This window comes from Dryocola sharpae (assembly GCF_051307055.1).
GTDB lineage: Bacteria > Pseudomonadota > Gammaproteobacteria > Enterobacterales > Enterobacteriaceae > Dryocola.
This window is the reverse complement of the sequence record NZ_CP149994.1, coordinates 4,086,844-4,111,934: the sequence shown is the minus strand read 5'-3', so window position 1 is coordinate 4,111,934 and position 25,091 is coordinate 4,086,844. Positions and strand designations below refer to the sequence as shown.

The following is a 25,091-nucleotide window of genomic DNA, read 5'->3' as shown; positions in this document are numbered from 1 at the left end:
CACCTTGTTTATGTTTGCGAATAAAAAAGCCCGTTATCTCCGGGCTTAGTCTCTATTCAGGCTCGGCGCTTTTTCAAACGCCCATCTTTTTTCTTATCAGTCGGCTTACCGGACCAGTAGCCCGCCAGCAGCGAACCGGAAAGGTTGTGCCAGACAGAGAACAGCGCGCCCGGCAGGGCAGCCAAAGGCGAGAAGTAAATCTTGCCGAGCGTAGCGGCAAGGCCGGAGTTTTGCATTCCCACCTCGATGGCCAGCGTGCGGCAGGTTGATTCATCGAACCCAAACAGGCGCCCGCCCCAGTAACCGGTCAGTAATCCGATGCCGTTATGCAGGATCACGGCGACGATGACCATCAGGCCCACGGAGGCGATATTGCCGGCGCTGCCTGCGACCACGGCGCTGATAATCGCCAGGATGCAAAGCATTGAAAACGCCGGCAGCCAGGACTCCACTCGTTTCACCAGGCGTGGGAAAAGATGATGAACAATCAAACCAAGCCCGATGGGGATCACCACGATCTGCAGAATGCTCACCAGCATGCCCATCACGTCCACTTTGATGTCCGCATCGACATAAAGCCTTGTCAGCAGCGGCGTGGCGAACACGCCGACCAGCGTTGAAACGGAAGAGATCGTTACTGAAAGAGCGACATCGCCTTTGGCCAGGTAGATCATCACGTTTGAAGCCGTACCGCTTGCCACGCTGCCTACCAGTACCATGCCGGCAGAAAGGTCGGGCGGCATATGGAACAGCTTCGCCAGCGCCCAGGCCGCCAGCGGCATAATCAGATAGTGAAGAAACGTGCCTGCCGCGACGGGAGCCGGGCGTGAGAGCACGCGTTTGAAATCATCAATACGCAGATGCACACCCATGCCGAACATAATCAGCATTAAAAGTGTGCTGACCCACGGGCCGATAGGGGTGAACGTGCCGGGAGTGTAATAGGCGAGTACGGACAGCAGCACCGCCCAGAGCGGGAAGAGCCGGGTTAATGTCGCGAGCATATCGAAATCCTTGCAGGTGTTGTTGTGTTGTTTCTGGTTATAAAAATGCCGGGATCGAGCCCGGCACCGGTATTCATTGCACGTGTAGACGTTTTATTCAAACAGATTGTGATGCAGTTTCTGCACGACCTGTTCCGCATCGCCGCCAGGCACCAGGAAACAGAGGTTATAGCTGGATGCGCCGTAACAAATCATGCGGATGTTGAACGGCTCCAGTACGCCGAACACTTCTTTGCCCACGCCGCAGGCCTGAGAGAGCTTGTTGCCAATTATCGCCACCAGCGCAAGATTTTCCTCCACTTCCACACGGCACAGGGACGAAAGCTCCGTGAGTAATGATGTGGTCAGCAGGCTATCGTCGGTGGAGGTAGAGCCTGTGGTATCCAGCGTCAGCGCCACGCTCACTTCAGAAGTGGTTATCAGATCGACCGAAATATTATGGCGCGCCAGAATGCTGAACACTTCTGCCAGGAAGCCGCGTGAATGCAGCATATTGAGGCTGTGCAGCGTCAGCAGCGTTTGTTTACGGCGCAGGGCAAGGGCGCGGAACAGCGGCGGATTGTCCGTTTCATTACAGACCAGCGTGCCGCCCGCTTTGGGATCTTTACTTGAACCAACGAACACCGGAATATCGCAGCGTACCGCTGGCAGCAGCGTGGCCGGATGCAGCACTTTGGCGCCGAATGTCGCCATCTCAGCGGCTTCTTCAAAACCAATTTTGTCGATGCGTTTTGCGGCCGGCACCACGCGTGGATCGGTGGTGTAAATGCCCGGCACGTCCGTCCAGATATCCACGCGGCTTGCATGCAGCGCTTCACCCAGCAGGGCGGCGGTATAGTCGCTGCCGCCGCGGCCCAGCGTCGTCGTGCGACCTTTTTCTTCGCTACCGATAAAGCCCTGGGTAACCACGATAGACTGCATCAGCCGCGGCTGCAATTGCAGTTCTGTCAGCTCTGCCAGCGCGGCGATATCCGGCTCGGCACGGCCAAAGCGGTCGTTGGTGCGCATGATTTTGCGGATATCGAACCACTGCGCCTCTACGCTACGCTCGCGCATGATTTCGACAAACAGCAGGGTGGACATCAGTTCGCCGTGGCTAACCAGCTCGTCAGTCAGGGCGGCAGAAGTGGCAAGCGAAGCTGCTTCGGCAAGCGTGGTGATGTTTTCGAGCAGGCGTTCAATTTCTTCGCGAATGACCTGCGGATTGCTCAGCCGCTCGACGATGTCGTACTGAATTTTGCGGATGGCGTCGAGTTTGACGAAACGTTCCGTTGCTTCCAGCCCTTCGGCCAGCGCGACCAGCAAATTGGTGACGCCCGCAGAGGCGGAAAGCACGACCAGGCGAACGTTTTCATCGGAGAGCACAACCTCGGCGCTGCGTTTCATGGCGTCGAAATCGGCGACGCTGGTGCCGCCAAATTTGGCAACGACGATCTGTGGGAATGCGTGAGTCATAACTACCTCGTGTCAGGGGGCCATGCTTATGGCGACAAGTTTCAGCCTTGGCACAAGGGAAGAGCGGGAAACGGGGCAGACGTAGAAGAGAGGTTCTGAACTACGGATACACCCAGAAGCGCCCCACCTTGCGAAACGTCCGACTGCCGAACGCTTCTGGTGACAACCCAGAGGATTCAGCCCCTGTGGCCGATAATGCACATTGCCGATGCGCCTTACCTCGGCGTCGCTCCCCCTCGTATGCCGTCTGCGGATTGGCTCCTCAAACATACTACCTGGGCGACGCGCCTCTTCTGGCTTGCTCCAGCAGGAGCAAGTAGCCCCATACAAATAAAAGGTTACGTCTCGGTTGTCAATGATTAGAAGGCGCGGATTATTCATACGCACAAAAACCATCACAAAATCCGTTGGGAGATATACAATTGACCGCAGTCACAATTCTCAAATCAAAAGGGTAACGCTATGAAAAATATCAACCCAACGCAGACTGCGGCATGGCAGGCTTTACAGGCGCATTTTGACGAAATGAAAGATGTCACCATCGCCGAACTTTTCGCGCAGGATGCTGACCGTTTTGCTAATTTTTCCGCTACGTTCGACGATTTAATGCTGGTGGACTACTCCAAAAACCGTATCACTGAAGACACCCTCGCTAAGCTGCAGGCGCTGGCAAAAGAGACCGATCTGCAGGGCGCCATCAGGTCGATGTTCTCCGGTGAGAAGATCAACCGTACCGAAGATCGCGCCGTGCTGCACGTTGCCCTGCGTAACCGTAGCAATACCCCAATCATGGTTGACGGCAAAGATGTGATGCCGGAAGTGAACGCGGTGCTGGAGAAGATGAAAACCTTCTCTGAAAGCATCATCAGCGGCAGCTGGAAAGGCTACACAGGTAAAGCCATTACCGACGTGGTGAACATTGGTATCGGCGGCTCCGACCTCGGTCCGTTCATGGTGACCGAAGCGCTGCGCCCTTATAAAAACCACCTTAATATGCACTTTGTATCCAACGTTGATGGCACCCACATCGCCGAAGTGCTGAAAAACGTCGATCCGGAAACCACGCTGTTCCTGGTGGCTTCCAAAACCTTCACCACGCAGGAAACCATGACCAACGCCCACAGCGCGCGTGACTGGTTCCTGAAAACCGCAGGCGATAACAAGCATGTAGCAAAACACTTCGCCGCGCTCTCCACCAACGCGAAGGCGGTTGGCGAGTTCGGTATCGATACGGCGAATATGTTTGAGTTCTGGGACTGGGTTGGCGGTCGCTACTCCCTGTGGTCCGCGATTGGCCTGTCTATCATTCTCTCCGTGGGCTATGACAATTTCGTTGAGCTGCTAAGCGGCGCGCATGCGATGGATAACCATTTCGCAAACACCCCGGCAGAAGAGAACCTGCCGGTACTGCTGGCGCTGATTGGCATCTGGTACAACAACTTCTTCGGCGCAGAAACCGAAGCGATTCTGCCGTACGACCAGTACATGCACCGCTTTGCTGCCTATTTCCAGCAGGGCAATATGGAATCCAACGGCAAATACGTTGACCGTAACGGCAACGCTGTGGATTACCAGACCGGCCCAATTATCTGGGGCGAGCCGGGAACCAACGGTCAGCACGCGTTTTACCAGCTGATTCACCAGGGCACCAAAATGGTTCCTTGCGATTTCATCGCGCCCGCCATCTCGCACAACCCGCTTTCCGATCATCACCCTAAGCTGCTGTCTAACTTCTTTGCTCAGACTGAGGCGCTGGCGTTCGGTAAGTCCCGCGACGTGGTCGAGCAGGAGTACGCAGACCAGGGTAAAGATCCAAAAACCATGGAATACGTTGTGCCGTTCAAGGTGTTTGAAGGCAACCGCCCAACCAACTCCATCCTGCTGCGTGAAATCACGCCGTTCAGCCTGGGGGCGCTGATTGCGCTGTATGAGCACAAGATCTTCACCCAGGGCGCAATCCTGAATATCTTCACCTTTGACCAGTGGGGCGTTGAGCTGGGTAAACAGCTGGCAAACCGCATCCTGCCGGAGCTGGGCGACGATAAGCAGATAGGCAGCCACGACAGCTCCACCAACGGCTTAATTAACCGTTATAAATCCTGGCGCGCGTAATAAGCTCGACGCATAATGAAATAAGCCGGTAAATATACCGGCTTATTTATGAGATTATTCCCCTTGTCTCCTTATATGCGCAATTCCTTCCGTTGAGGTTAATCCTAAAAATATCATTAACCTGATAGTTTATCTGGGTTACTTTCGGATTTATCAGATCATATATTTTATTTATAACGCTATTAAGCTTTTGTTTTTTATATGATTATTTTATTTAAGATAACGATAAAAGCGTTATTTTTACCACTTATCTTAAAACTCCCGCTCTATTTCCCCATCGCCCTGATTGTCATCTCTTGTTGTGTATACTCGATCCCGCCTGAAACGCTTTTGGGCAAATCTCCATTCATTCAATGAAGGGAAATTGTTATGAAGAAAGTTATTTATGGCGCTTTAGCCATATTCACGCTGGCAGCGGCTGGCGCGGCGAGTGCTGACCCGGTTGCTGTGGGTGAGGCGGCCGGCGCGCAAGCCACGAGTGTGTCCGCAGGGAGTTCTACTGCGACCAGCGCCAGCACTGTCGGGTCAGCGGTGGGGGTAGCGCTTGCTGCAACCGGTGGTGGCGACGGTTCTAATACCGGGACTACCACGACCACGACGACCAGCACCCAGTAATTTTAACGGTGCTTTAATCCTAACCACACTTCGGTGTGGTTATTTAGCCTTCGGGGACACGTCGTGCAGCGACTTTCAATCCTTCTTGTTTGCCTGTTACTCCAGGCCTGTTCCGCTACGACCAAAGGCCTCGGCTCGTCGCTGTGGCACAGCATCGTCGGCAGCGACGGCGTGCAGCTTACCGATGACGACATCCAGAATATGCGCTACGCCAGCCAGTACATAAGCATTAACAACGGCCCGCAGCTATTTGTGGTGCTGGCGTATGACGAAAACGGCCAGCAAAAGTGGGTGACGCAGGACCGGGCGACAATCGTTACCCAAAACGGACGCGTGGTAAAGACGGTCGGCCTTGGTGACAATCTCCGGCAGGTTAGCAACCTGGCCGACGATCCGCTGGCGAAGGCGAACCAGATTATTGACGGCGCAGGCTGGACGCGGCAGATGGCCTGGAGCGAACGCCAGCAGGTGCGGATGGCCACGGCGCGATCCACGTTTACCTGGTCCGGCACCGACACGCTAAAAGTCGGCAGTAACGTGACGCCGGTTCGTGTACTTGACGAAGAAGTCACCGCGGCGGGTACTACCTGGCATAACCGTTACTGGGTGGATGAGGCAGGCCAGATCCGCCAGTCAAAACAATACCTGGGCCCGGATTACTGGCCGATTACCACGGTTCTGTTGAAGGCGGCAAAAGAATGAAAAGAAAAGCCCCAGTCACGCTCGGCGGCAACAAGCGGTGGATGGCGCATTGCTTATCCACCCTAAGAAGCGAGAAATATATTGTTTTGCGTAGGGCGGGTGAACGCGGCGCCACCCGCCGGGTTTCATGGCTGGTGGGCTGCCTGCTAACGCTCACCAGCTCGCTTGCTATCTCCGCCGGCAACGTCACCCTTTATCCCGGCAAACACCAGCAGCCCGAGCAAATCACCGGCGTCGAGCGCCTGGCGGATTTAGTCACTCAACCTTCCTTAAGCCATGCCTGGTGGCCGGGCGCGGTCATTAGCGAGCGGCAGGCTTCTGCGGTAGCCAGACAGCAGCACCAGAAACTGCTGGCGACCTTAAGCAGCTTAGCAGCCCGGGAAGAGGGCGATGACGCGGCGGCCATCAACAGCCTGCGCCGGCAGCTGCAGGCCATCCACGTCACGGGGCGGCAGTTTGTCGATCTCGATCCGGACTGGGTGCGCTTGCATCCTCGTTCTAATGTCACTCTGCTTGGGGATTACAGCCTGTGGGCCGGGCCGCAGCCTGCGACCATCACCCTGATGGGACTGGTGAGCTCGCCGGGCGTGAAGCCGTTTGTGGCCGGGCGCAGCGCGGATGAGTATCTGGCAGAGGTCAATACGTTGAGCGGGGCCGATCGCAGCTATGCCTGGGTGGTTTATCCCGATGGCAAAACTGAAAAAGCGCCTATCGCTTACTGGAATAAGCGCCACGTGGAATTACTGCCGGGCAGCATACTCTTTGTCGGCTTCTCCGAACGGCTCTTCGATTCTGATTTTAATGAACTGAACCAGCAAATCCTTACTTCCCTGACCCATCGGATACCGGATTGATGAAAAAAAAATATCTCTACAGCCTGCTGGCGCTGGCCGTTTCAACGGCCTGTCACGCCGAAACGTTTCCGGCGCCCGTTGGCCCTTCGCAATCTGATTTTGGCGGCGTGGGCCTGTTGCAAACCCCGACCGCACGCATGGCACCCACCGGCGAGTTCAGCGCAAACTACCGTGATAACGATCAATACCGCTTCTATTCCGCTTCCATTCAGCTATTTCCGTGGCTGGAAACAACGCTGCGCTATACCGACGTGCGCACTAAACAGTACAGCCCGGTAGACGCGTTCTCCGGCGATCAGACCTATAAAGACAAGGCTTTTGATATGAAGGTCCGTCTGTGGGAAGAGGGATATTACCTGCCGGAAGTCTCTGTCGGCGTGCGCGATTTAGGGGGAACGGGCCTGTTCGACGGCGAGTTCGTGGCGGCGAGCAAAGCCTGGGGGCCGTTCGATTTCTCCCTCGGCATGGGCTGGGGCTATATGGGCACCAGCGGCAACGTGAAAAACCCGTTATGCGAAGCCAGCAACGGCTTCTGCAACCGCGACAACAGCTACAATCAGGCGGGCTCGTTCGATTTTGGCGGCATGTTCCACGGCCCGGCCTCGCTGTTCGGCGGGATCGAATACCAGACGCCGTGGCAGCCGCTGCGCCTGAAGCTGGAGTATGAAGGCAACAACTACGCGCATGACTTTGCCGGGAAGCTCGAACAGCGTAGCAACGTTAACGTCGGCGCTATCTATCGCATCACCGATTGGGCCGACGTTAACGTCAGCTATGAGCGCGGCAATACCTTTATGTTTGGCTTCACCCTGCGCACTAACTTCAACGACCTGCGGCCGGGTTATAACGACAATCGCCGTCCGCAATACCAGCCGCATCCGCAGGACGAAATCCTGCAGCACAACGTTGTCGCCAATCAGCTTACGCTTCTCAAGTACAACGCGGGCCTTGCGAACCCGAATCTGCAGGTAAAAGGCGACACGATGTACGTGACCGGCGAGCAGGTAAAATATCGCGATTCCCGTGAAGGCATCGAGCGCGCCAACCGTATCGTAATGAACGACCTGCCGGAAAATATCCGTACTATCCGCATCACCGAAACGCGTCTGAACATGCCGCAGGTGACTACCGAAACGGACGTTGCCAGCCTGCGTCGTCATCTGGAGGGCGAACCGCTGGGGCACGAAACGCAGCTGGCGCAAAAACGCGTTGAGCCGGTAGTGCCGGAGAAAACCGAGCAGGGTTACTATATCGACAAGTCCAGCGTGAACTTCTCGCTAAACCCGGTGCTTAATCAGTCCGTTGGCGGACCGGAAAGCTTCTACATGTACCAGGTGGGCGTGATGGGAACCGCCGACTGGTGGGTGACGGATCACCTGCTGACCACCGGCAGCGTGTTTGCGAACCTGGCGAATAACTACGACAAGTTCAACTACACCAATCCGCCTAAGGATTCGACGCTGCCACGCGTGCGTACCCACGTTCGTGACTATGTGGAAAACGACGTGTATGTAAACAACCTGCAGGCCAACTATTTCCAGTATCTGGGGAATAGCTGGTATGGGCAGGTTTACGGCGGCTACCTTGAAACCATGTACGGCGGGGCGGGAGCTGAGGTGCTTTACCGTCCTGTGGACAGCAACTGGGCCATCGGGGCCAACGCCAACTACGTTAAACAGCGTGACTGGCGCAGCGCGCAGGACATGATGAAGTTTACCGATTACAGCGCGCCGACGGGCCACCTGACGGGCTACTGGACGCCGCCGTTTGCCGATGACGTGCTGGTGAAACTGAGCGTCGGCCAGTATCTGGCGAAAGATAAGGGCGGCACGCTGGAAATTTCCAAACGCTTCGACAGCGGCATCGTGGTCGGGACTTACGCCACCATCACTAACGTCTCGAAACAGGAGTATGGGGAAGGGGACTTTACCAAAGGTTTCTATGTGAACGTGCCGCTGGATATCTTTACCTCGTCGCCAACCCGCAGCCGGGCGCAGATTGGCTGGACGCCGCTCACCCGCGATGGCGGACAGATGCTGGGCCGCAAGTTTGACCTGTACAGCATGACGAGCGACCGGAGCCTGAACTTCCGCTAATTTTCTCCTCATCCTGCCCTCTCTCCCTAAACGGGAGAGGGGGCAGACTAGCGTCGTTTACTTTCTTCCTGCCCGCCGGAGTGAGGGGAAACGCGCTCTTATATAAGTAAACAGTCTGGATCCAGATCACATTTTCAACGTATAACAGCGTTTCGGGACCCCAACCTGAAGGTGCTGTTATGACGACTATCACCCGCGTTGAGCTGATCTCCACCGTCTTGCAAACGGTACTGAACCTGGGCCTGCTGGCGCTTGGCCTGATCCTTATCATCTTTCTCGGTAAAGAAACCCTCCACCTTGCCAACGTGCTGTTTACCCCCAGCGAACAGGCCAGCAAGTACCTGTTTATTGAGGGGCTGGTGGTCTATTTTCTCTACTTCGAATTTATTGCCCTGATCGTCAAATACTTCCAGTCCGGCTACCACTTCCCGCTGCGCTATTTTATTTATATCGGCATTACCGCCATCGTCCGGTTGATCGTCATCGACCACAAGCGGCCGCTGGACGTGCTTATCTACTCCGGGGCGATTCTGCTGCTGGTGATCACGCTTTGGCTGTGTAACAGCAGTCGGCTGAAGCGGGAATAAAAAAGGGCGGCCCGTGGGCCGCCAGAAGTGATACGAGGACAAGTTGAGGGTTACAGTGGCATTTAAAGCTATGAAACAAAGGTTTACAGGAAATTTAACCTTTTACGCCGCCGGCGGTCAGGCCGCCTACCAGCCAGCGCTGCGCCAGCAGGAATACCAGGGTTATCGGAATAGCGGACAGGACCGCTGCCGCAGCAAAGTCGCCCCACAGGTAGTTTTGCGGATTGAGGTACTGCTGCATGCCTACTGCCAGGGTGTAGCTGTTCACGTCACGCAGTAACAGCGAGGCTACCGGCACTTCGGTAATCGCGGCGATGAACGACAGGATGAAGACCACCGCCAGAATCGGCACCGAGAGCGGCAGCAGCACCAGGCGGAAGGCCTGCCATGGCGTTGCGCCATCCAGCGACGCCGCTTCTTCAAGCGAGCCGTCGATGGTTTCGAAATAGCCTTTAATCGTCCATACGTGCAGGGCGATGCCCCCAAGATAGGCGAAGATCACCCCGCCGTGCGTGTTTAAACCAATAAACGGAATGTACTGGCCGAGACGGTCAAACAGCGCGTACAGCGCAACCAGAGACAGGACCGCCGGGAACATCTGGAAAATCAGCATGCCTTTAAGCAGCGTGGCTTTGCCCGGGAAACGCATGCGGGCAAAGGCGTAGGCGCAGGTGGTGGACAGCGCGACGATGCCGGTTGCCGTAATCACCGCAATTTTGATTGAGTTCCACAGCCACAGCATGACCGGGAACGGCGGCGGCGTAACGCGGCCGTCGGCGTGCTCGACGCTAAATCCTAACGCCAGCTTCCAGTGCTCCCAGGAAACCTGGTCGGGAATGATGCTGCCGGTCGCAAAGTTGCCCGGACGCAGGGAGATGGCGATAACCATCAGCAGCGGGAACATGATCGCCGCGATAAACAGCAGTAACAGCAGATGCGTGGTGAACAAACGCAGCTTTTGTGATTTGGGTTGAACCATGGCCATGAGTGTCGCTCCTTAATCAAACTTCATGCGGGTGGCTTTCAGGTTAACAATCGCCAGCACGCCGACCAGCAGGAAGATAAGCGTCGCGATAGCCGCAGCCAGGCCGAAGTCCTGACCGCCGCCGCCTTCAAAGGCGATGCGGTAGGTGTAGCTCACCAGCAGGTCCGTATAGCCGGCAGGCGTCGTGGTGCCGAGCCTGTCCGGGCCGCCGTTGGTGAGCAGCTGAATCAGCACGAAGTTGTTAAAGTTAAAGGCAAAGCTTGCGATCATCAGCGGCGTCAGCGGCTTTATCAGCAGCGGCAGCGTGATTTTAAAGAAGTTCTGGAACGGGCCTGCGCCATCCATTGCCGAGGCTTCGTAAAGGTCGTCCGGGATCGCTTTGAGCAGGCCCATGCACAGAATCATCATGTACGGGTAGCCCAGCCAGGTGTTAACGATAATGACCATCGAGCGCGCGGTGGTCGGGTCGCTGAACCAGGCTGGCTTAACGCCGAACAGCGCGCTGAGCATCATATTGATCTCACCGAAGCTCTGGTTGAACAAGCCTTTGAAAATCAGGATAGAGATAAACGATGGCACCGCGTAAGGCAGAATCAACAGCACGCGATAAATCGCTTTCCCCTTCAGCGATTCCCACTGCACCAGGCAAGCCAGCACCATGCCCACCGCTACGGTCAGCACAACCGTTAACAGCGAGAAGATAACTGTCCAGACGAAAATCGCGAGGAACGGCTTCTGAATACCTTCGTCATGGAAGACGCGCAGGAAGTTTTTCCAGCCGATGGTAACGGTGTAGCCGGGGCTTAGCTGCTCGTTGCCCCAGCTGCCGTCGGCGTTGACGGACTGATAAAAACCGATGTTGTTGTTTGGACGGTACTTCACGCCGCTTTGGTTATTAGTCAGCTCGCCGTTTTCACCCTGCGTATAAAGCGGGCGGGTACCGGAGAACTGGCGCAGCGAGCTCATGGTTAATGTGCTGGCATCCGGCATTTCGGCGGTGATCTGCGACAGCGCCAGTCGGTTTTGCGTAATCACGCGCAGATTGGCTTTATCGCCTGCAGGCGGCGCATCAGCCTCTTTGAGCAACAGATGCTGCTCGCCGCCAAATTTGAATTTATCGGAAATGAAATTTTTGCCGCTTTCGCCGTCGGTGAGGGCCAGCTGCCACTCGTCGCCCGCCGGATAGAGGCCGAAGTTAAAGGTCTTACCTGCCTGATACTGGCGGTCCATCAGCACCTGCTGCGCGCGCTCCTGGGTGAGCTGGTTGGTGCTGCTGTAGTTGGTAAAAGCGATAGCAATGGTACAGACCAGCGGGAACAGAACAAACAGCCCCATCCCGGCAAGCCCCGGATAAACATAACGCCAGGCATAAGCCTTGCGGTTCGCATAAATGTATAAGCCAACAGAGCTTAAAATCAGCGTCATAATGGCGAACAGGTACTCCCCCTGGGCGTACATTAAAACCACAAGATAGCCAACCAGCACGCCTGTCAATCCGACCGCTGACCATTTCAGCGCCTCGTTTTGCCACCAGTGGCTCTTTTTAACTACATCCATGGGGTCTTCCTCAACCTCTACAACATCTTGAAGCGGTGGATGACGCTGCGTTTTCCACCCTACGGGTTACGTAGGGCGGGAAACCTCGCGCCACCCGCCAATTTTTTACTTAGTGATACGTCCCTGAGCATCTTTCATCGCGGCATCGACGGTCTGACGACCGCTTACTGCGTTGATAACCGCGGTACGCACGGCATACCAGAAGGCGGCCATCTGCGGAACGTTAGGCATGATTTCGCCTTTCTGGGCGTTGCTCATGGTGGCGGCGATGCGTGGATCTTTCGCCAGCTGCTCCTGGTAGGATTTCAGCGCAACGGCACCCAGCGGCTTGTCTTTGTTGACTTCAGCCAGGCCCTGATCGGTCATCAGGTAGTTTTCCAGGAACTCTTTAGCCAGCTCTTTGTTCGGGCTGGCGGCGTTGATACCGGCGCTCAGCACGCCGACAAACGGTTTGGACGGCTTGCCTTTAAAGGTTGGCAGCAGCGTCACGCCGTAGTTGATTTTGCTCTTATCGATGTTGGACCACGCCCACGGACCGTTAATGGTCATCGCGGTCTCACCTTTATTAAAGGCGGCTTCGGCGATGGAATAATCGGTATCGGCATTCATGTGTTTATTTTTGATGAGGTCAACCAGGAAGTTCAGGCCTGCTTTCGCCCCTTCGCTGTCCACGCCGACATCTTTTACGTCATATTTGCCGTTTTCGAGTTTGAACGCATAGCCGCCGTCAGCGGCGATAAGCGGCCAGGTGAAGTAGGGTTCCTGCAGGTTGAACATCAACGCGCTCTTACCTTTCGCCTTCAGCGTTTTATCCAGCGCCGGGATCTCTTCCCAGGTCTTCGGTGGGTTTGGCACCAGATCTTTGTTGTAAATCAAAGAGAGCGCTTCAACCGCTACCGGATAAGCAATCAGCTTGCCGTTATAGCGAACCGCGTCCCAGGTAAACGGATACAGTTTGTCCTGGAAAGCTTTATCCGGGGTGATTTCAGCCAGCAGACCTGATTGCGCGTAACCACCAAAACGGTCATGGGCCCAGAAAATAATGTCCGGACCATCGCCCGTTGCCGCGACCTGCGGGAATTTCTCTTCCAGCTTGTCCGGATGTTCGATGGTCACTGCGATCCCGGTATCCTTCTCAAATTTCTTACCGACTTCAGCAAGGCCGTTGTAGCCCTTGTCGCCGTTAATCCAGATGACCAGTTTACCTTCTTCAATTTTTGCCAGTGCAGAGGCGGAAAACATCATCGTCGTCAATGCTGACAAGGCGAGAATGCGGGCGCCGGTTTTAATTTTCATGTGTCCCATCCTTTTGAGTGGTGGTTTGCGCGTGGATACAAAACAGGGTAGTGGCGTTACGGTTGCCAGTCTGCGGAGATGGCAAGCGCTTCTCATCCTCCCTCGGCCTACGCCCCACCCCTGTTAAGTGTGATCTGCTTTGCATAACTGACAGTTATGTGTTCTGGCGCACATAAAAGGTCGCGGAAATTTGAAACCAGGATCACGAAAATCTCCTGAGGCGCCTGCAACCGGTTGCAGAAACCCCTCCCTCATCCTCCCGCCTCCTCCCCCATAAAAAACCGTGGGGGTGGAGGATTCACACAATGTACGAATCCTTCATAGTCCGACACATCTTGATTTACCGGCAGTAATAAAGGGAGTAGGGAATGGCAAGCGTACAGCTGCGGAACGTCACAAAAGCCTGGGGCGATGTGGTGGTATCGAAAGATATCAACCTGGATATCCAGGAAGGTGAGTTCGTGGTTTTCGTCGGGCCGTCAGGCTGCGGCAAATCCACCTTACTGCGTATGATTGCCGGCCTGGAAACCGTTACCAGCGGTGATTTGTTTATTGGCGAAAAGCGAGTGAACGATGTGCCGCCCGCTGAACGCGGCATCGGGATGGTGTTCCAGTCGTATGCGCTCTACCCGCATCTGTCGGTCGCAGAAAACATGTCCTTCGGGCTGAAGCTGGCCGGCGCCAAAAAAGACGACATTAATCAGCGGGTCAATCAGGTTTCTGAAACCCTGCAGCTCGCGCATCTGCTCGACCGTCGCCCTAAAGCGCTTTCTGGCGGACAACGTCAGCGTGTGGCGATTGGCCGTACGCTGGTGGCTGAGCCACGCGTGTTCTTGCTTGATGAACCTCTTTCCAACCTCGATGCGGCGCTGCGTGTGCAGATGCGTATTGAGATCTCCCGTCTGCACAAGCGCCTGGGGCGCACCATGATTTACGTCACCCACGATCAGGTAGAAGCCATGACGCTCGCCGACAAGATTGTGGTGCTGGATGCAGGTCGTGTGGCGCAGGTGGGGAAACCGCTCGAACTTTATCACTATCCGGCAGACCGTTTCGTCGCGGGCTTTATCGGCTCGCCGAAGATGAACTTCCTGCCGGTAAAAGTGACTGCCACAGCAATCGATCAGGTGCAGGTTGAATTACCGAACCGCCAGCAGGTATGGCTGCCGGTGGAAAGTAGCCAGGTTCAGGTGGGTGCCAATATGTCGCTTGGCATCCGTCCCGAACACTTGTTGCCGAGCGATATCGCCGACGTCACGCTCGAAGGTGAGGTGCAGGTGGTAGAGCAGCTCGGCCATGAGACCCAGATTCACATCCAAATCCCCGCCATTCGTCAGAACCTGGTGTACCGCCAGAATGACGTGGTGTTGGTAAAAGAGGGTGCCACATTCGCTATTGGCCTGCCGCCAGAGCGCTGTCATCTGTTCCGTGAGGATGGCACTGCATGTCGTCGGCTGCATCAAGAGCCGGGCGTTTAAGCACTCCCATAAAAAAGAAAAGCAATGACTCAGGAGATAGAACGATGATTACTCTGCGCAAACTCCCTCTGGCGGTTGCCGTAGCAGCAGGCGTTATGTCTGTTCAGGCGCTGGCGGTGGACTTCCACGGTTATGCCCGTTCTGGTATCGGCTGGACCGGTAGCGGCGGTGAACAGCAGTGTTTCCAGGCAACTGGCGCTCAATCTAAATACCGTCTTGGTAACGAATGTGAAACCTATGCGGAAATTAAATTAGGTCAGGAAGTATGGAAAGAGGGCGATAAGAGCTTCTATTTCGACTCCAACATTGCCTATAAATCTCCACAGTTAAACGACTGGGAAGATTCTAATACTCCGGCAATCCGTGAGTTTAACGTCGTTGGTAAAAACCTGATTGATTCGCTGCCAGGCGCCAATATCTGGGCCGGTAAGCGCTTCTATCAGCGTCATGACGTTCACATGATCGACTTCTACTACTGGGATATTTCTGGTCCTGGTGCTGGTCTTGAAAACATTGACGTCGGTGCCGGTAAACTTGCTTTTGCCGCCACCCGTTCTTCTGAGTCCGGCGGCTCTTCAGCCTTTGGCGATCGCGATCCGGACACCGGCGTACGTACCTACAACAACGTCGTACCAAACGATGTGTTCGACGTGCGCTGGTCCGGCCTGGAAACCAACCCGGGCGGCACTCTGGAGCTGGGCGTTGACTACGGCCACACCAATATTCCTGACGACTATTACCTGCAGCCTGGCGCGTCTAAAGACGGCTGGATGGGTACCATTGAACACACCCAGAGCATGCTGAAAGGCTACAACAAGTTTGTTGTCCAGTACGCAACCGACTCTATGACCTCGCAGGGCAAAGGCCAGGCGCAGGGTGGGAGTGTGAACAACGACGGTCACATGATTCGTGTTATCGATCACGGCGCCGTTACTCTGGCTGACCGTTGGGATCTGATGTACGTCGGTATGTACCAGAACCTGGATATGGATGATAACCAGGGTACCGAATGGTACACCGTGGGCGTGCGTCCAATGTTCAAATGGACGCCAATCATGAGCACCCTGCTGGAAGTCGGCTACGACAACGTGAAATCCCAGGAAACTGGCGATCGCAACGGCCAGTACAAAATCACCCTGGCACAACAGTGGCAGGCAGGCGACAGCATCTGGTCCCGTCCGGCGCTGCGCGTCTTTGCAACCTACGCCAAGTGGGATGAGAAGTGGGGCTATGCCAAAACAACTCCTGGCGGTGATAACGTAACCCGCTTCGCGGTTTCCGATTCTACTGGTAACGGTACCTTCTCTAACAGCCGCGGCGACAACGATGAGTTCACCTTCGGCGCCCAGATGGAAATCTGGTGGTAATCCAGCTGTAACCTGATGTGAAAAATGAGGGGTTCGCTACCGGGCCCCTCGTTATTACCCTTGTATGCCAATGCTTTTTTCAGGTGGAAAGCGCTATTGCCTGGCTAACCTTCCACCGAATTCCCATTCGAGGTTTATAACAATGAAAATGAAAAAAAGTCTCCTCGCGCTCTGCTTGTCCGCAGGGCTGCTCGCAAGCTTACCTGCCGTAAGCCTGGCGGATGTTAATATCGTGCCACAGGATCTCAGCGCCGCACCAGCTATTCCAGCCTCTACGCTGCAACAGCTTCAGTGGACGCCGGTTAGCCAGAATAAAGCCCATACCACAAACCTTGCGACTGGCGGACAGTCGGTGAACGTGGGCGAAATTACCGGCCCGGTGGCTGCCTATAGCGTTCCGGCCAGTATTGGCGAACTCACTATTACTCTCACAAGCAAGGTGGAGCAAAATACGGTCTTCGCGCCGAACGTTTTGGTTCTGGATCAAAACCTCAAGCCGGCCGCGTACTTCCCAAGCAGCTTCTTCACCTACCAGGAGCCCGGCGTCATGTCGGATAATCGTCTGGAAGGGACATTTAAGTTAACGCCAGCGCTGGGACAGCAAAAACTCTATTTATTGGTATTCACCACCAGTAAAGATATAAAACAAACCACTACGATGGTTGATCCAGCCAAAGCTTATGCCAAAGGGAATGGCAATGCGATCCCTGACATTCCCGATCCGATTGCCGCCCATGGCACAACGGGCACGCTGAAACTGAGCGCCAAAACTTCTTCTGGCTCCAGCATCTTAGTTGGCCCGCTCTTTGGCTCTTCAGGCCCGGATCCGGTTACCGTAGGTAATACGGCCGCACCGGCAACGACCTATGCCGCCCCGGCACCGGCTGCCGCCTATGCTGCTCCGGCTACGGCCACCGCGCCAGTTTCAGCACCGGCCGCGAAGAGCGACCCTATTCTGAACGACACGGAAAGCTACTATAACCAGGCCATCAGGCAAGCCGTGGATAAAGGGGATGTCGATAAGGCCCTGAAACTGCTGAATGAAGCCGAGCGTCTGGGTTCCACCTCCGCCCGTAAAACTTTTATCAGCAGTGTAAAAGGCAAGGGGTAACCGTTTCCCCACAGTGCTGATGCTTGTAAGATTGGTGCGCCCTCGTGGCGCACCCTTTTTTTCCGCCTGACCCGCATGTTGCGCTATTGTTGCGCTTTGCCTGCCACCTTGTACCCATTCTGCGTTACAATGACCTCAGGTTATGTATCGGAGAATTCCCCATGTCTGAGGCGCTATCGCAACTGCGCGCCCTGAGCTTCTTTGCTGAAGTCCCTGACGGGTTAAGCGCCGCTTTTCTTGACTGGCTTTTGCTTGAAGATTCAATGACAAAGCGCTTTGAATGCTACTGTTCGCGCGTGACGGTCGACATCATACGCGAAGGCTTTGTGGCCGCGGATGAGCAGCTACCCGAAGCCGAAATGCTTCCTCCTGCCCAACGTTTCTGGTTACGTGAAATACTGTTATGCGGCGACGGTGTGCCGTGGCTTGTCGGGCGCACGGTGGTGCCCGAATCCACGCTTGATGGCCCCGAACTGGCTTTACAGAAGCTGGGAACCACGCCGCTTGGGCGCTATCTTTTTAGTTCATCTACTCTGACACGCGATTTTATTCAGGTTGGCCGCAGCGCGGAGCTGTGGGGGCGTCGTTCCCGCCTGAGACTGTCCGATAAGCCTTTGCTGCTTACCGAACTGTTTCTGCCCGCATCTCCGCTTTACGAAGAGGAAAAATAATGGAGTGGAGTCTGTCACAAGGAAAGTACCAGGCGTATATGCGCCTGATGCGGCTGGATAAGCCTATCGGATCGCTGCTGCTGCTCTGGCCGACGCTATGGGCGCTGTGGCTGGCGGCGCCCGGCGTCCCGCCGCTATCGATCTTAGCGGTGTTCATCGCAGGCGTCTGGATGATGCGCGCCGCCGGTTGCGTGGTAAACGATTATGCCGACCGCAAATTCGACGGCCACGTAAAGCGCACGGCCCATCGCCCTTTGCCGAGCGGGGCGGTAAGCGAGAAAGAAGCCCGCATTCTTTTCGTATGCCTGGTGCTGCTCTCGTTTTTGCTGGTGCTGACGCTTAACACCATGACGATTTTGCTGTCGGTGGCGGCGCTTGCGCTGGCCTGGGTATACCCGTTTATGAAGCGCTACACGCACCTGCCGCAGGTGGTGCTGGGCGCCGCGTTTGGCTGGTCAATCCCGATGGCCTTCGCCGCCGTGAGCGAAAGCGTGCCGCTAAGCTGCTGGCTGATGTTCCTGGCGAATATCTGCTGGGCGGTTGCCTATGACACACAATATGCGATGGTGGATCGGGATGACGATCTTAAGATCGGCATTAAATCCACAGCCATTCTTTTTGGCCGCTATGACAAGCTGATCATCGGTATCCTGCAGGTTGTGGTGCTGGCGCTGATGGCGCTGATTGGCTGGCTGAACGGGCTGGGCGGGGCGTTTTACGGGGCAATTGGCCTTGCGGGTGCGCTGTTTATCTATCAGCAGCGGCTGATTGCGGGCCGCGACCGCGATGCCTGCTTTAAGGCTTTCCTTAATAATAACTACGTTGGGCTGGCGCTGTTTATCGGGCTGGCGTTAAGCTTAATGCACTTCTGACGTTCATAAAAAACAGGCGGGTTCCCCCGCCTGTTTACTTTTACTCCGCCAGCACTACCTGCGACGTTGCGCTTTCAATGGTTAAACGCACATCCGAAGTCACCAGCTCGGCCAGCATCTGGTAAACCTTCATCGTTTCCGTCGGCTCCGCATCGCCGGTATCGCTGATATAACCTTCGTCGCGCAGCGTCAGCACCAGAGAGGTGAAGACAGCCTTATCGAAGAACTCCGGCGCATTGATACCGTGCAGCATCGAAAGTCGCTGCGCCACGGTACGGCTCTCGCGTTCAAGCGTGCCGCGGTTGATCGATGGGTTGGCGCTCAGCAGCCAGAAAGTAATGGCATAACGCTGTAGCGTTTCGCGCACGCCCGCCGCCAGCAGTTGCAAAGTGCGGGAGCGCGCCGGGTTAATCTGCACCTCTTCGCCGCTCACCGTCATCAGGCCCTGACGCACCATTTCGTTCATCAGCGCGTCGATTTCCGTGGCCAGCGCTTCTTTTTCCCAGCGCAGGAACAGCTCGGCTTTCAGCATCGGATAAAGCACTTCTACCTGACGCAGCAGCTCGGCACGACCGATATGACGGTGCTGCGTAACGATGGCCGCCAGCAGCGACGGCAACACCAGCATATGCAGGATGTTGTTACGGTAGTACGTCATCAGCACGGCCTGCTCGCGCGGCAGAATGATGATATCGCCGATGGTGTCTTTTTCGACTTCGAACTTGTTCATCTGCAGCGCATGTTCGATAAGCGCATCTGCGTTTTGTTCCGGCGCTGTGGCATCCGGCGAATAGGGCACGTTACGTAGCAGGCTGAGGTAGCAGTCGAGCTGCTCGGTCAGCTGCTCACGGGTCAGTGAACGCTGACGCGAAGCCAGCAGCGCGGTACAGCACAGGTTCATGGCGTTGGCCGCCCCCGCGTTGTTGATACGCACCATCAGCTCGGCGGCGATTTCGTTCACCGTCGGCGTTAACCACGCCGGGCGTACCGCTTCGATGGGATCGATAGCATCGCGCCACTCCGGCACACGCTGGTTAAGGAAGGTCATCAGCGGCATAGGTTCGCCAAAGTTAACATAGCCCTGGCCCAGGTTACGCAGCTTGCTTAAGCCCCGTAACATCGACATGAAGCCTTCTTTTTCTTTGGTGGCGCCGCGCAGCTCTTTGGCGTAAGTGCCCACTTCCATCACGTGCTCATAACCGATGTAAATGGGCACTAACGTAATCGGACGCGTGCCGCCGCGTAGCATGGCCTGAATGGTCATCGACAGCGTGCCGGTTTTTGGATCCAGCAAACGGCCGGTACGTGAACGCCCGCCTTCGACGAAGTATTCAACGGAATAGCCGCGGCTGAACAGCTCGCCGAGGTATTCACGGAATACGGTGGAGTAGAGCTTGCTGCCCTTGAAGGTGCGGCGGATAAAGAACGCGCCCAGGCGGCGGAAAATCGGGCCTGCCGGCCAGAAGTTCAGATTGATACCCGCCGCGATATGCGGAGGCACCAGCCCCTGGTGATAAAGCACGTAAGAGAGCAGCATATAGTCCATGTGGCTGCGGTGGCAGGGCACGTAAACTATTTCATGCCCGTCGTGAGCTAACTGGCGCACGCGCTCGGCGTTGTGGACATTGATGCCCTGATACAGGCGGTTCCAGGTCAGCCCCAGCACGCGGTCCGTCAGCCGGATGGCTTCGTAGGAGAAGTTCGCCGCAATCTCTTCCATCAGCGCAACAGCGTTCTGCTGGGCTTTTTCATGGGAGATTTTCTTGCTGCGCGCCTCGTCTTCCACGGCGCGGGCAATAGCTTTGGATGCCAGAAGCTTGTTAAACAGATCCTGGCGTACCGGCAGGCGTGGCCCGATGGTGGCCAGACGCTGACGGGCAAAGTGCATGCGCGCCACGCGCGCCAGCTTCTGAGCGATACGCTTGTCGGTACCGTGCTCGGTTGCCATTCTGCGCAGTGAAACGGGCGCGGAAAAACGCACGAAGCTGTCGCGTCCAAGCCAGGAGACCGCGAAGAATTTTTGTATGCCGTTCAGCATACGCAGCGGCGGGTTGATTTCGCCTTTTTCGCGGCCCGGAGAGCGGCCAAACATTACCGATACCGGCACCATCTGCACATCCAGATTTGGATTGCTGCGGTGCAGATCGAGATAGTCGTGGAAGAGCTTAACGGACTCTTCCTTCGGCGTGTAATAGGTGAAGACGCGCGGCCCGCTGTGGATAAAGACATAGCGCGGCAGAAGCGCCCCGTCTATTTCCAGCGGTTCGAGCGGATCGGGTAAATCATGTGCGAGGCATTGCGCGCGTAGCGTCAACAAGTCCGCCTTAGAGTTATAAGGCAGAACGTACATAATAGGGCGTGTGGTATCCAGGCCCAGCTCGGCTTGAGGATCTGCCGGTATGGACTTGCTCTTTACCAGAACGCTTAATGGTAAATTAAGTAATTTGTAGTAAATTCTTGGCCAGCCTGACATAAACGATGTAAAGCCTCAGGTTAATAGTGCAAATTCGCCGCAAGAATAGCAGAAACTGCATAAGATTTCTGTGGCGTTGCGATTTTCCCCATCAAGGTTCAGGTTATCGGATTCCGGGTTAAAACCTGAAGCGTGAAGGGTACTGATAAGCATTGACGCTTTTATTTTAAAAAGGTTTCCCAACATGGCGAATAACACCGCTGGATTTACCCGTATTATCAAGGCCGCCGGCTACTCCTGGAAAGGCCTGCGCGCCGCCTGGATTCACGAAGCCGCCTTCCGTCAGGAAGGGGTTGCCGCGGTTATCGCCATTGCCGTCGCCTGCTGGCTGGACGTTGATCCTGTCATTCGTATTCTCCTTATCGGCTCCGTTGTGCTGGTTATGATTGTCGAGATTCTTAACAGCGCCCTCGAAGCGTTGGTTGACCGTGTCGGCACGGATTACCACGAGCTTTCAGGACGGGCAAAAGATATGGGTTCAGCCGCCGTGCTGATAGCCATTATCCTCGCTGTGCTCACCTGGGTCACGCTGCTATGGCAGCATTGGCGATAATTTGCGAGCCTCTTTCCAGATTATGATAAGTGCCTGGTTTTTTGCTCAATATGTAGTTTCAAATTCACCTTTGACTGTATATACTCACAGCATAACTGTATAAACACCCAGGGGGCGGAATGAAAGCTTTAACTACCAGGCAGCAAGAGGTGTTTGATCTCATTCGGGATCATATCAACCAGACCGGCATGCCACCTACGCGTGCCGAGATTGCTCAACGTCTGGGGTTCCGTTCTCCAAACGCTGCGGAAGAGCACCTCAAGGCGTTAGCCCGCAAAGGCGTTATCGAAATTGTTTCCGGCGCTTCGCGCGGTATTCGGCTTCTGGTTGAAGAAGAAACCGGCGTGCCTTTGATAGGTCGCGTGGCCGCTGGCGAACCGCTGCTGGCGCAGCAGCATATCGAAGGCCACTACAAGGTCGATCCATCGCTGTTTAAACCGAATGCCGATTTCCTGCTGCGCGTAAGCGGCATGTCCATGAAAGATATCGGTATTCTCGATGGCGATCTATTGGCGGTGCATAAAACCCAGGACGTGCGTAACGGCCAGGTCGTCGTGGCGCGCATTGATGATGAAGTGACGGTGAAGCGCCTGAAAAAGCAGGGCAATACCGTACAGCTGCTGCCTGAAAACAGCGAATTTGAGCCTATCGTTGTCGATCTGCGCGAACAGAATTTCAGCATTGAAGGGCTGGCCGTCGGGGTGATCCGCAACGGCGACTGGCTGTAATCGCGCCCCGCATTTTGTGATGCGCGTTTGTTGCGCATCACCCTATTATTCTCTTCTCTCTATTCGCTATGGATCTCCGTATGCGTTTTTTCTCATCGACGGATAAAGCGCTCTGGCGCCTCGCATTACCCATGATTTTCTCCAATATCACGGTTCCTCTACTTGGGCTGGTGGACACCGCGGTGATTGGGCATCTGGATAGCCCTGTCTATCTTGGCGGGGTGGCGGTTGGCGCAACGGCCACCAGCTTTCTCTTCATGCTGCTTCTCTTCTTACGTATGAGCACCACGGGCTTAACGGCTCAGGCATTTGGGGCGAACAACCCCGCGGCGCTGGCGCGTGCGCTCGTACAGCCATTGCTGATGGCGCTGGTGGCCGGCATCGCCATCATTGCGCTGCGTTATCCCCTGATTACGCTTGCGCTACATATCGTTGGCGGAGATGAGCAGGTGCTTGTGCAGGCCCGGCGCTTCCTTGAAATTCGCTGGCTGAGCGCGCCCGCTTCTTTAGCCAACCTCGTGCTGCTCGGCTGGCTGCTTGGCGTGCAGTATGCGCGTGCCCCTGTCATTTTGCTGATTGTCGGCAACGTGCTGAATATCGTGCTCGATCTCTGGCTGGTCATGGGTCTGCACATGAACGTACAGGGTGCAGCGCTGGCAACGGTCGTTGCAGAATACGCCACTCTTATCATCGGCTTACTGATGGTGATAAAAGTCATGGGCATGCGGGGAATCGACTTCCCGATGTTGAAAACCGCGTGGCGGGGAAACATTCGCCGTCTGCTGGCGTTAAACAGAGACATTATGCTGCGTTCGCTGCTGCTGCAGCTTTGCTTTGCCTCGGTGACGGTTTTCGGCGCTCGCCTGGGCAGTGAAGTAGTAGCGGTCAACGCCGTATTGATGACGCTGTTGACCTTCACCGCCTATGCGCTGGACGGGTTTGCCTACGCAGTAGAGGCGCATTCTGGTCAGGCTTACGGGGCGCGCAACGGCAGCCAGCTGTTGGGTGTCTGGCAGGCCGCCTGCCGCCAGGCGGGCCTGGTCGCATTCAGCTTTGCGGTGGTGTATGCCTTTTTTGGCGAAAACATCGTCGCCATGCTGACCTCGCTGCCGGAACTGCGGCAGCAGGCGGACCGCTATTTATCCTGGCAAATTGTTCTGCCGGTGGTGGGGGTCTGGTGTTATTTGCTGGATGGCATGTTTATAGGCGCCACTCGCGGCGCCCAGATGCGTAACAGTATGGCCGTTGCCGCAGCGGGCTTTGGCCTGACGCTGCTAAGCGTTCCCTGGCTTGGCAATCACGGCCTGTGGCTTGCCGTAGCGGTGTTTCTTACCCTGCGCGGATTATCGCTGGGCTGGATCTGGCGACGCCACTGGCGGCACGGCAGCTGGTTCCAGGCCGATCGTCATAGTTAGTTACATCTGCTGAAGCGCTTTTAATCTTATTTCCAGCACGCTGATTTGTCGTAACATCCTGAGGCAAGCTGGCCTGCTTACCGCTGGCGTAATGGTTCAATATTCTTAATTGCCGCTTTGTTACCGAATACTCGACTATAATTATTATCACGTCCAGCAGATAGCGAGTGTAGCCAGAGGGTTTCACCGGGACGATATTAATTTTTAGCGATTCTTCACCGAACGATGAGGATATTATTATGAATAAAGACGAAGTCGGCGGTAACTGGAAACAGTTTAAAGGTAACGTGAAAGAGAAATGGGGCAAGCTTACGGACGATGATATGACCGTCATCGAAGGTAAACGCGATCAGCTAGTGGGTAAAATCCAGGAACGTTATGGTTCCTCAAAAGATGATGCGGAAAAAGAAGTGGTTGACTGGGAAACCCGTAACAACTACCGCTGGTAGCCTGCATAACCCTCAGTTGTGCGAGTCCTGAAGGCTATCCTGCCCGGGTACAAGGATGTACCATCTTTCCTTAATATGCGCTTTTCTTAACGTACCTTCTTTTTAATCTGCACTGAATGGTCATGGCTGCTACAGCCCTCTTTATGGCCGCAAGCCTCTACTTCAGAGCATGCAGAACACAACCCATGTGCTTCAATAACGTTGTGCCGCAGCGCAAAGCCCATTTTCGCGGCGAGCTTGTGCATAATATCTTCCACGCCCTGTGCGGCTTCTTCCTTTACCGCGCCACAACGCTCGCAGATAAACATAGCCGAAGAGTGTGTCGGCTGGTCTATCAAATTGCACAGCACATAGCTGTTAGCGGATTCCACGCGATGAACAAAGCCCTGCTCCAGCAGGAAGTCGAGCGCGCGGTAGACGGTTGGCGGTTTGGCCTGGGGTTCGCTGACGCGCAGCAGGTCCAGCAGATCGTAAGCGCTGATGGCGCCGGTCTGTAATGTCATCAGACGCAGCACTTCCAGACGTTGCGGCGTCAGGCGCACATTGCGCTGCGCACAAAGCTTTTCTGCCTGCGCTAACACGTGTTGTGAAGTCGTCGTATCCATCAGCATTCCTCGATTATGTAGCCTCTCACTTTACCATAAAAGCAGCAAAAACGCCGAATGCTGGTCCATACTGGCAGTGATTTACCACAAAAATTCCTCAGGAGCT

22 protein-coding genes and 1 riboswitch are annotated in these 25,091 nt (G+C 55.4%); of the genes, 15 read left to right on the top strand and 7 right to left on the bottom strand.

What is annotated here, in order from left to right; all coding sequences use genetic code 11:
- Positions 1 to 56: 56 nt before the first annotated feature.
- Positions 57 to 1,004, bottom strand: coding sequence for a ketopantoate/pantoate/pantothenate transporter PanS (panS, locus tag WLO31_RS19620; protein WP_435928195.1), 948 nt, complete (start codon positions 1,002 to 1,004; stop codon positions 57 to 59).
- 93 nt (positions 1,005 to 1,097) lie between these two features.
- Positions 1,098 to 2,459, bottom strand: coding sequence for a lysine-sensitive aspartokinase 3 (gene lysC, locus WLO31_RS19615; RefSeq protein WP_435928194.1), 1,362 nt, complete (start codon positions 2,457 to 2,459; stop codon positions 1,098 to 1,100).
- A 108-nt stretch (positions 2,460 to 2,567) separates the two neighbouring features.
- A riboswitch (Lysine riboswitch) is annotated at positions 2,568 to 2,760 on the bottom strand.
- A gap of 161 nt (positions 2,761 to 2,921) precedes the next feature.
- Between lysC and pgi the strand changes: the two genes are divergently transcribed.
- The 6 genes from pgi (at position 2,922) to psiE (ending at position 9,425) form a co-directional block, all read left to right on the top strand.
- Positions 2,922 to 4,571: a glucose-6-phosphate isomerase gene (gene pgi / locus WLO31_RS19610; protein ID WP_435928193.1), complete on the top strand. Its 1,650-nt coding sequence runs from the start codon at positions 2,922 to 2,924 to the stop codon at positions 4,569 to 4,571.
- A gap of 369 nt (positions 4,572 to 4,940) precedes the next feature.
- Positions 4,941 to 5,186, top strand: a complete 246-nt coding sequence (gene yjbE / locus WLO31_RS19605) for an exopolysaccharide production protein YjbE (RefSeq protein ID WP_121266729.1) — start codon at positions 4,941 to 4,943, stop codon at positions 5,184 to 5,186.
- Positions 5,187 to 5,249: 63 nt separating this feature from the next.
- Positions 5,250 to 5,888, top strand: a complete 639-nt coding sequence (locus tag WLO31_RS19600) for a YjbF family lipoprotein (protein ID WP_435928192.1) — start codon at positions 5,250 to 5,252, stop codon at positions 5,886 to 5,888.
- Complete coding sequence (locus WLO31_RS19595) at positions 5,885 to 6,742, top strand: capsule biosynthesis GfcC D2 domain-containing protein (RefSeq protein WP_435928191.1); 858 nt, start codon at positions 5,885 to 5,887, stop codon at positions 6,740 to 6,742. The genes WLO31_RS19600 and WLO31_RS19595 overlap by 4 nt, the downstream gene beginning before the upstream one ends.
- A complete protein-coding gene (locus WLO31_RS19590) occupies positions 6,742 to 8,838 on the top strand; it encodes a YjbH domain-containing protein (RefSeq protein WP_435928190.1) in 2,097 nt (698 codons plus the stop codon). Before WLO31_RS19595 ends, WLO31_RS19590 begins: the two co-directional genes overlap by 1 nt.
- A gap of 179 nt (positions 8,839 to 9,017) precedes the next feature.
- Positions 9,018 to 9,425: a phosphate-starvation-inducible protein PsiE gene (gene psiE, locus WLO31_RS19585; protein ID WP_435928189.1), complete on the top strand. Its 408-nt coding sequence runs from the start codon at positions 9,018 to 9,020 to the stop codon at positions 9,423 to 9,425.
- Between the two features lie 94 nt (positions 9,426 to 9,519).
- On the opposite strand, the gene malG is transcribed toward psiE, so the two are convergent.
- From malG to malE, 3 genes are all read right to left on the bottom strand, one after another.
- On the bottom strand, positions 9,520 to 10,410 hold the full coding sequence (gene malG, locus WLO31_RS19580) for a maltose ABC transporter permease MalG (RefSeq protein WP_435928188.1): 891 nt from the start codon (positions 10,408 to 10,410) through the stop codon (positions 9,520 to 9,522).
- A gap of 12 nt (positions 10,411 to 10,422) precedes the next feature.
- Positions 10,423 to 11,967, bottom strand: a complete 1,545-nt coding sequence (gene malF / locus WLO31_RS19575) for a maltose ABC transporter permease MalF (RefSeq protein ID WP_435928187.1) — start codon at positions 11,965 to 11,967, stop codon at positions 10,423 to 10,425.
- 105 nt (positions 11,968 to 12,072) lie between these two features.
- A complete protein-coding gene (gene malE, locus WLO31_RS19570) occupies positions 12,073 to 13,263 on the bottom strand; it encodes a maltose/maltodextrin ABC transporter substrate-binding protein MalE (protein WP_435928186.1) in 1,191 nt (396 codons plus the stop codon).
- A gap of 368 nt (positions 13,264 to 13,631) precedes the next feature.
- On the opposite strand from malE, the gene malK reads away from it, so the two are divergent.
- From malK to ubiA, 5 genes are all read left to right on the top strand, one after another.
- Positions 13,632 to 14,741: a maltose/maltodextrin ABC transporter ATP-binding protein MalK gene (gene malK, locus WLO31_RS19565; protein WP_435928185.1), complete on the top strand. Its 1,110-nt coding sequence runs from the start codon at positions 13,632 to 13,634 to the stop codon at positions 14,739 to 14,741.
- A gap of 44 nt (positions 14,742 to 14,785) precedes the next feature.
- Positions 14,786 to 16,108, top strand: coding sequence for a maltoporin (locus tag WLO31_RS19560; RefSeq protein ID WP_435928184.1), 1,323 nt, complete (start codon positions 14,786 to 14,788; stop codon positions 16,106 to 16,108).
- Between the two features lie 142 nt (positions 16,109 to 16,250).
- Complete coding sequence (gene malM, locus WLO31_RS19555; protein ID WP_435928183.1) at positions 16,251 to 17,219, top strand: maltose operon protein MalM; 969 nt, start codon at positions 16,251 to 16,253, stop codon at positions 17,217 to 17,219.
- A gap of 161 nt (positions 17,220 to 17,380) precedes the next feature.
- Positions 17,381 to 17,890 (top strand): chorismate lyase, encoded by a 510-nt coding sequence (ubiC, locus tag WLO31_RS19550; RefSeq protein ID WP_435928182.1) that lies wholly within the window; start codon positions 17,381 to 17,383, stop codon positions 17,888 to 17,890.
- Positions 17,890 to 18,762, top strand: coding sequence for a 4-hydroxybenzoate octaprenyltransferase (gene ubiA / locus WLO31_RS19545; RefSeq protein ID WP_435928181.1), 873 nt, complete (start codon positions 17,890 to 17,892; stop codon positions 18,760 to 18,762). The genes ubiC and ubiA overlap by 1 nt, the downstream gene beginning before the upstream one ends.
- 40 nt (positions 18,763 to 18,802) lie before the next feature.
- Here the strand turns inward: ubiA and plsB are convergent, their stop codons facing one another.
- Positions 18,803 to 21,235: a glycerol-3-phosphate 1-O-acyltransferase PlsB gene (plsB, locus tag WLO31_RS19540; protein WP_435928180.1), complete on the bottom strand. Its 2,433-nt coding sequence runs from the start codon at positions 21,233 to 21,235 to the stop codon at positions 18,803 to 18,805.
- Positions 21,236 to 21,419: 184 nt separating this feature from the next.
- On the opposite strand from plsB, the gene WLO31_RS19535 reads away from it, so the two are divergent.
- From WLO31_RS19535 to WLO31_RS19520, 4 genes are all read left to right on the top strand, one after another.
- Complete coding sequence (locus tag WLO31_RS19535; protein ID WP_435928179.1) at positions 21,420 to 21,788, top strand: diacylglycerol kinase; 369 nt, start codon at positions 21,420 to 21,422, stop codon at positions 21,786 to 21,788.
- Between the two features lie 119 nt (positions 21,789 to 21,907).
- Positions 21,908 to 22,516 (top strand): transcriptional repressor LexA, encoded by a 609-nt coding sequence (gene lexA / locus WLO31_RS19530; RefSeq protein WP_435928178.1) that lies wholly within the window; start codon positions 21,908 to 21,910, stop codon positions 22,514 to 22,516.
- Positions 22,517 to 22,596: 80 nt separating this feature from the next.
- Positions 22,597 to 23,931 (top strand): MATE family efflux transporter DinF, encoded by a 1,335-nt coding sequence (gene dinF, locus WLO31_RS19525; RefSeq protein ID WP_435928177.1) that lies wholly within the window; start codon positions 22,597 to 22,599, stop codon positions 23,929 to 23,931.
- A gap of 239 nt (positions 23,932 to 24,170) precedes the next feature.
- Positions 24,171 to 24,380, top strand: a complete 210-nt coding sequence (locus WLO31_RS19520) for a CsbD family protein (RefSeq protein ID WP_435928176.1) — start codon at positions 24,171 to 24,173, stop codon at positions 24,378 to 24,380.
- Between the two features lie 86 nt (positions 24,381 to 24,466).
- Here WLO31_RS19520 and zur read toward each other — a convergent pair whose 3' ends face one another.
- Positions 24,467 to 24,985, bottom strand: coding sequence for a zinc uptake transcriptional repressor Zur (gene zur, locus WLO31_RS19515; protein ID WP_435928175.1), 519 nt, complete (start codon positions 24,983 to 24,985; stop codon positions 24,467 to 24,469).
- Positions 24,986 to 25,091: the final 106 nt, after the last annotated feature.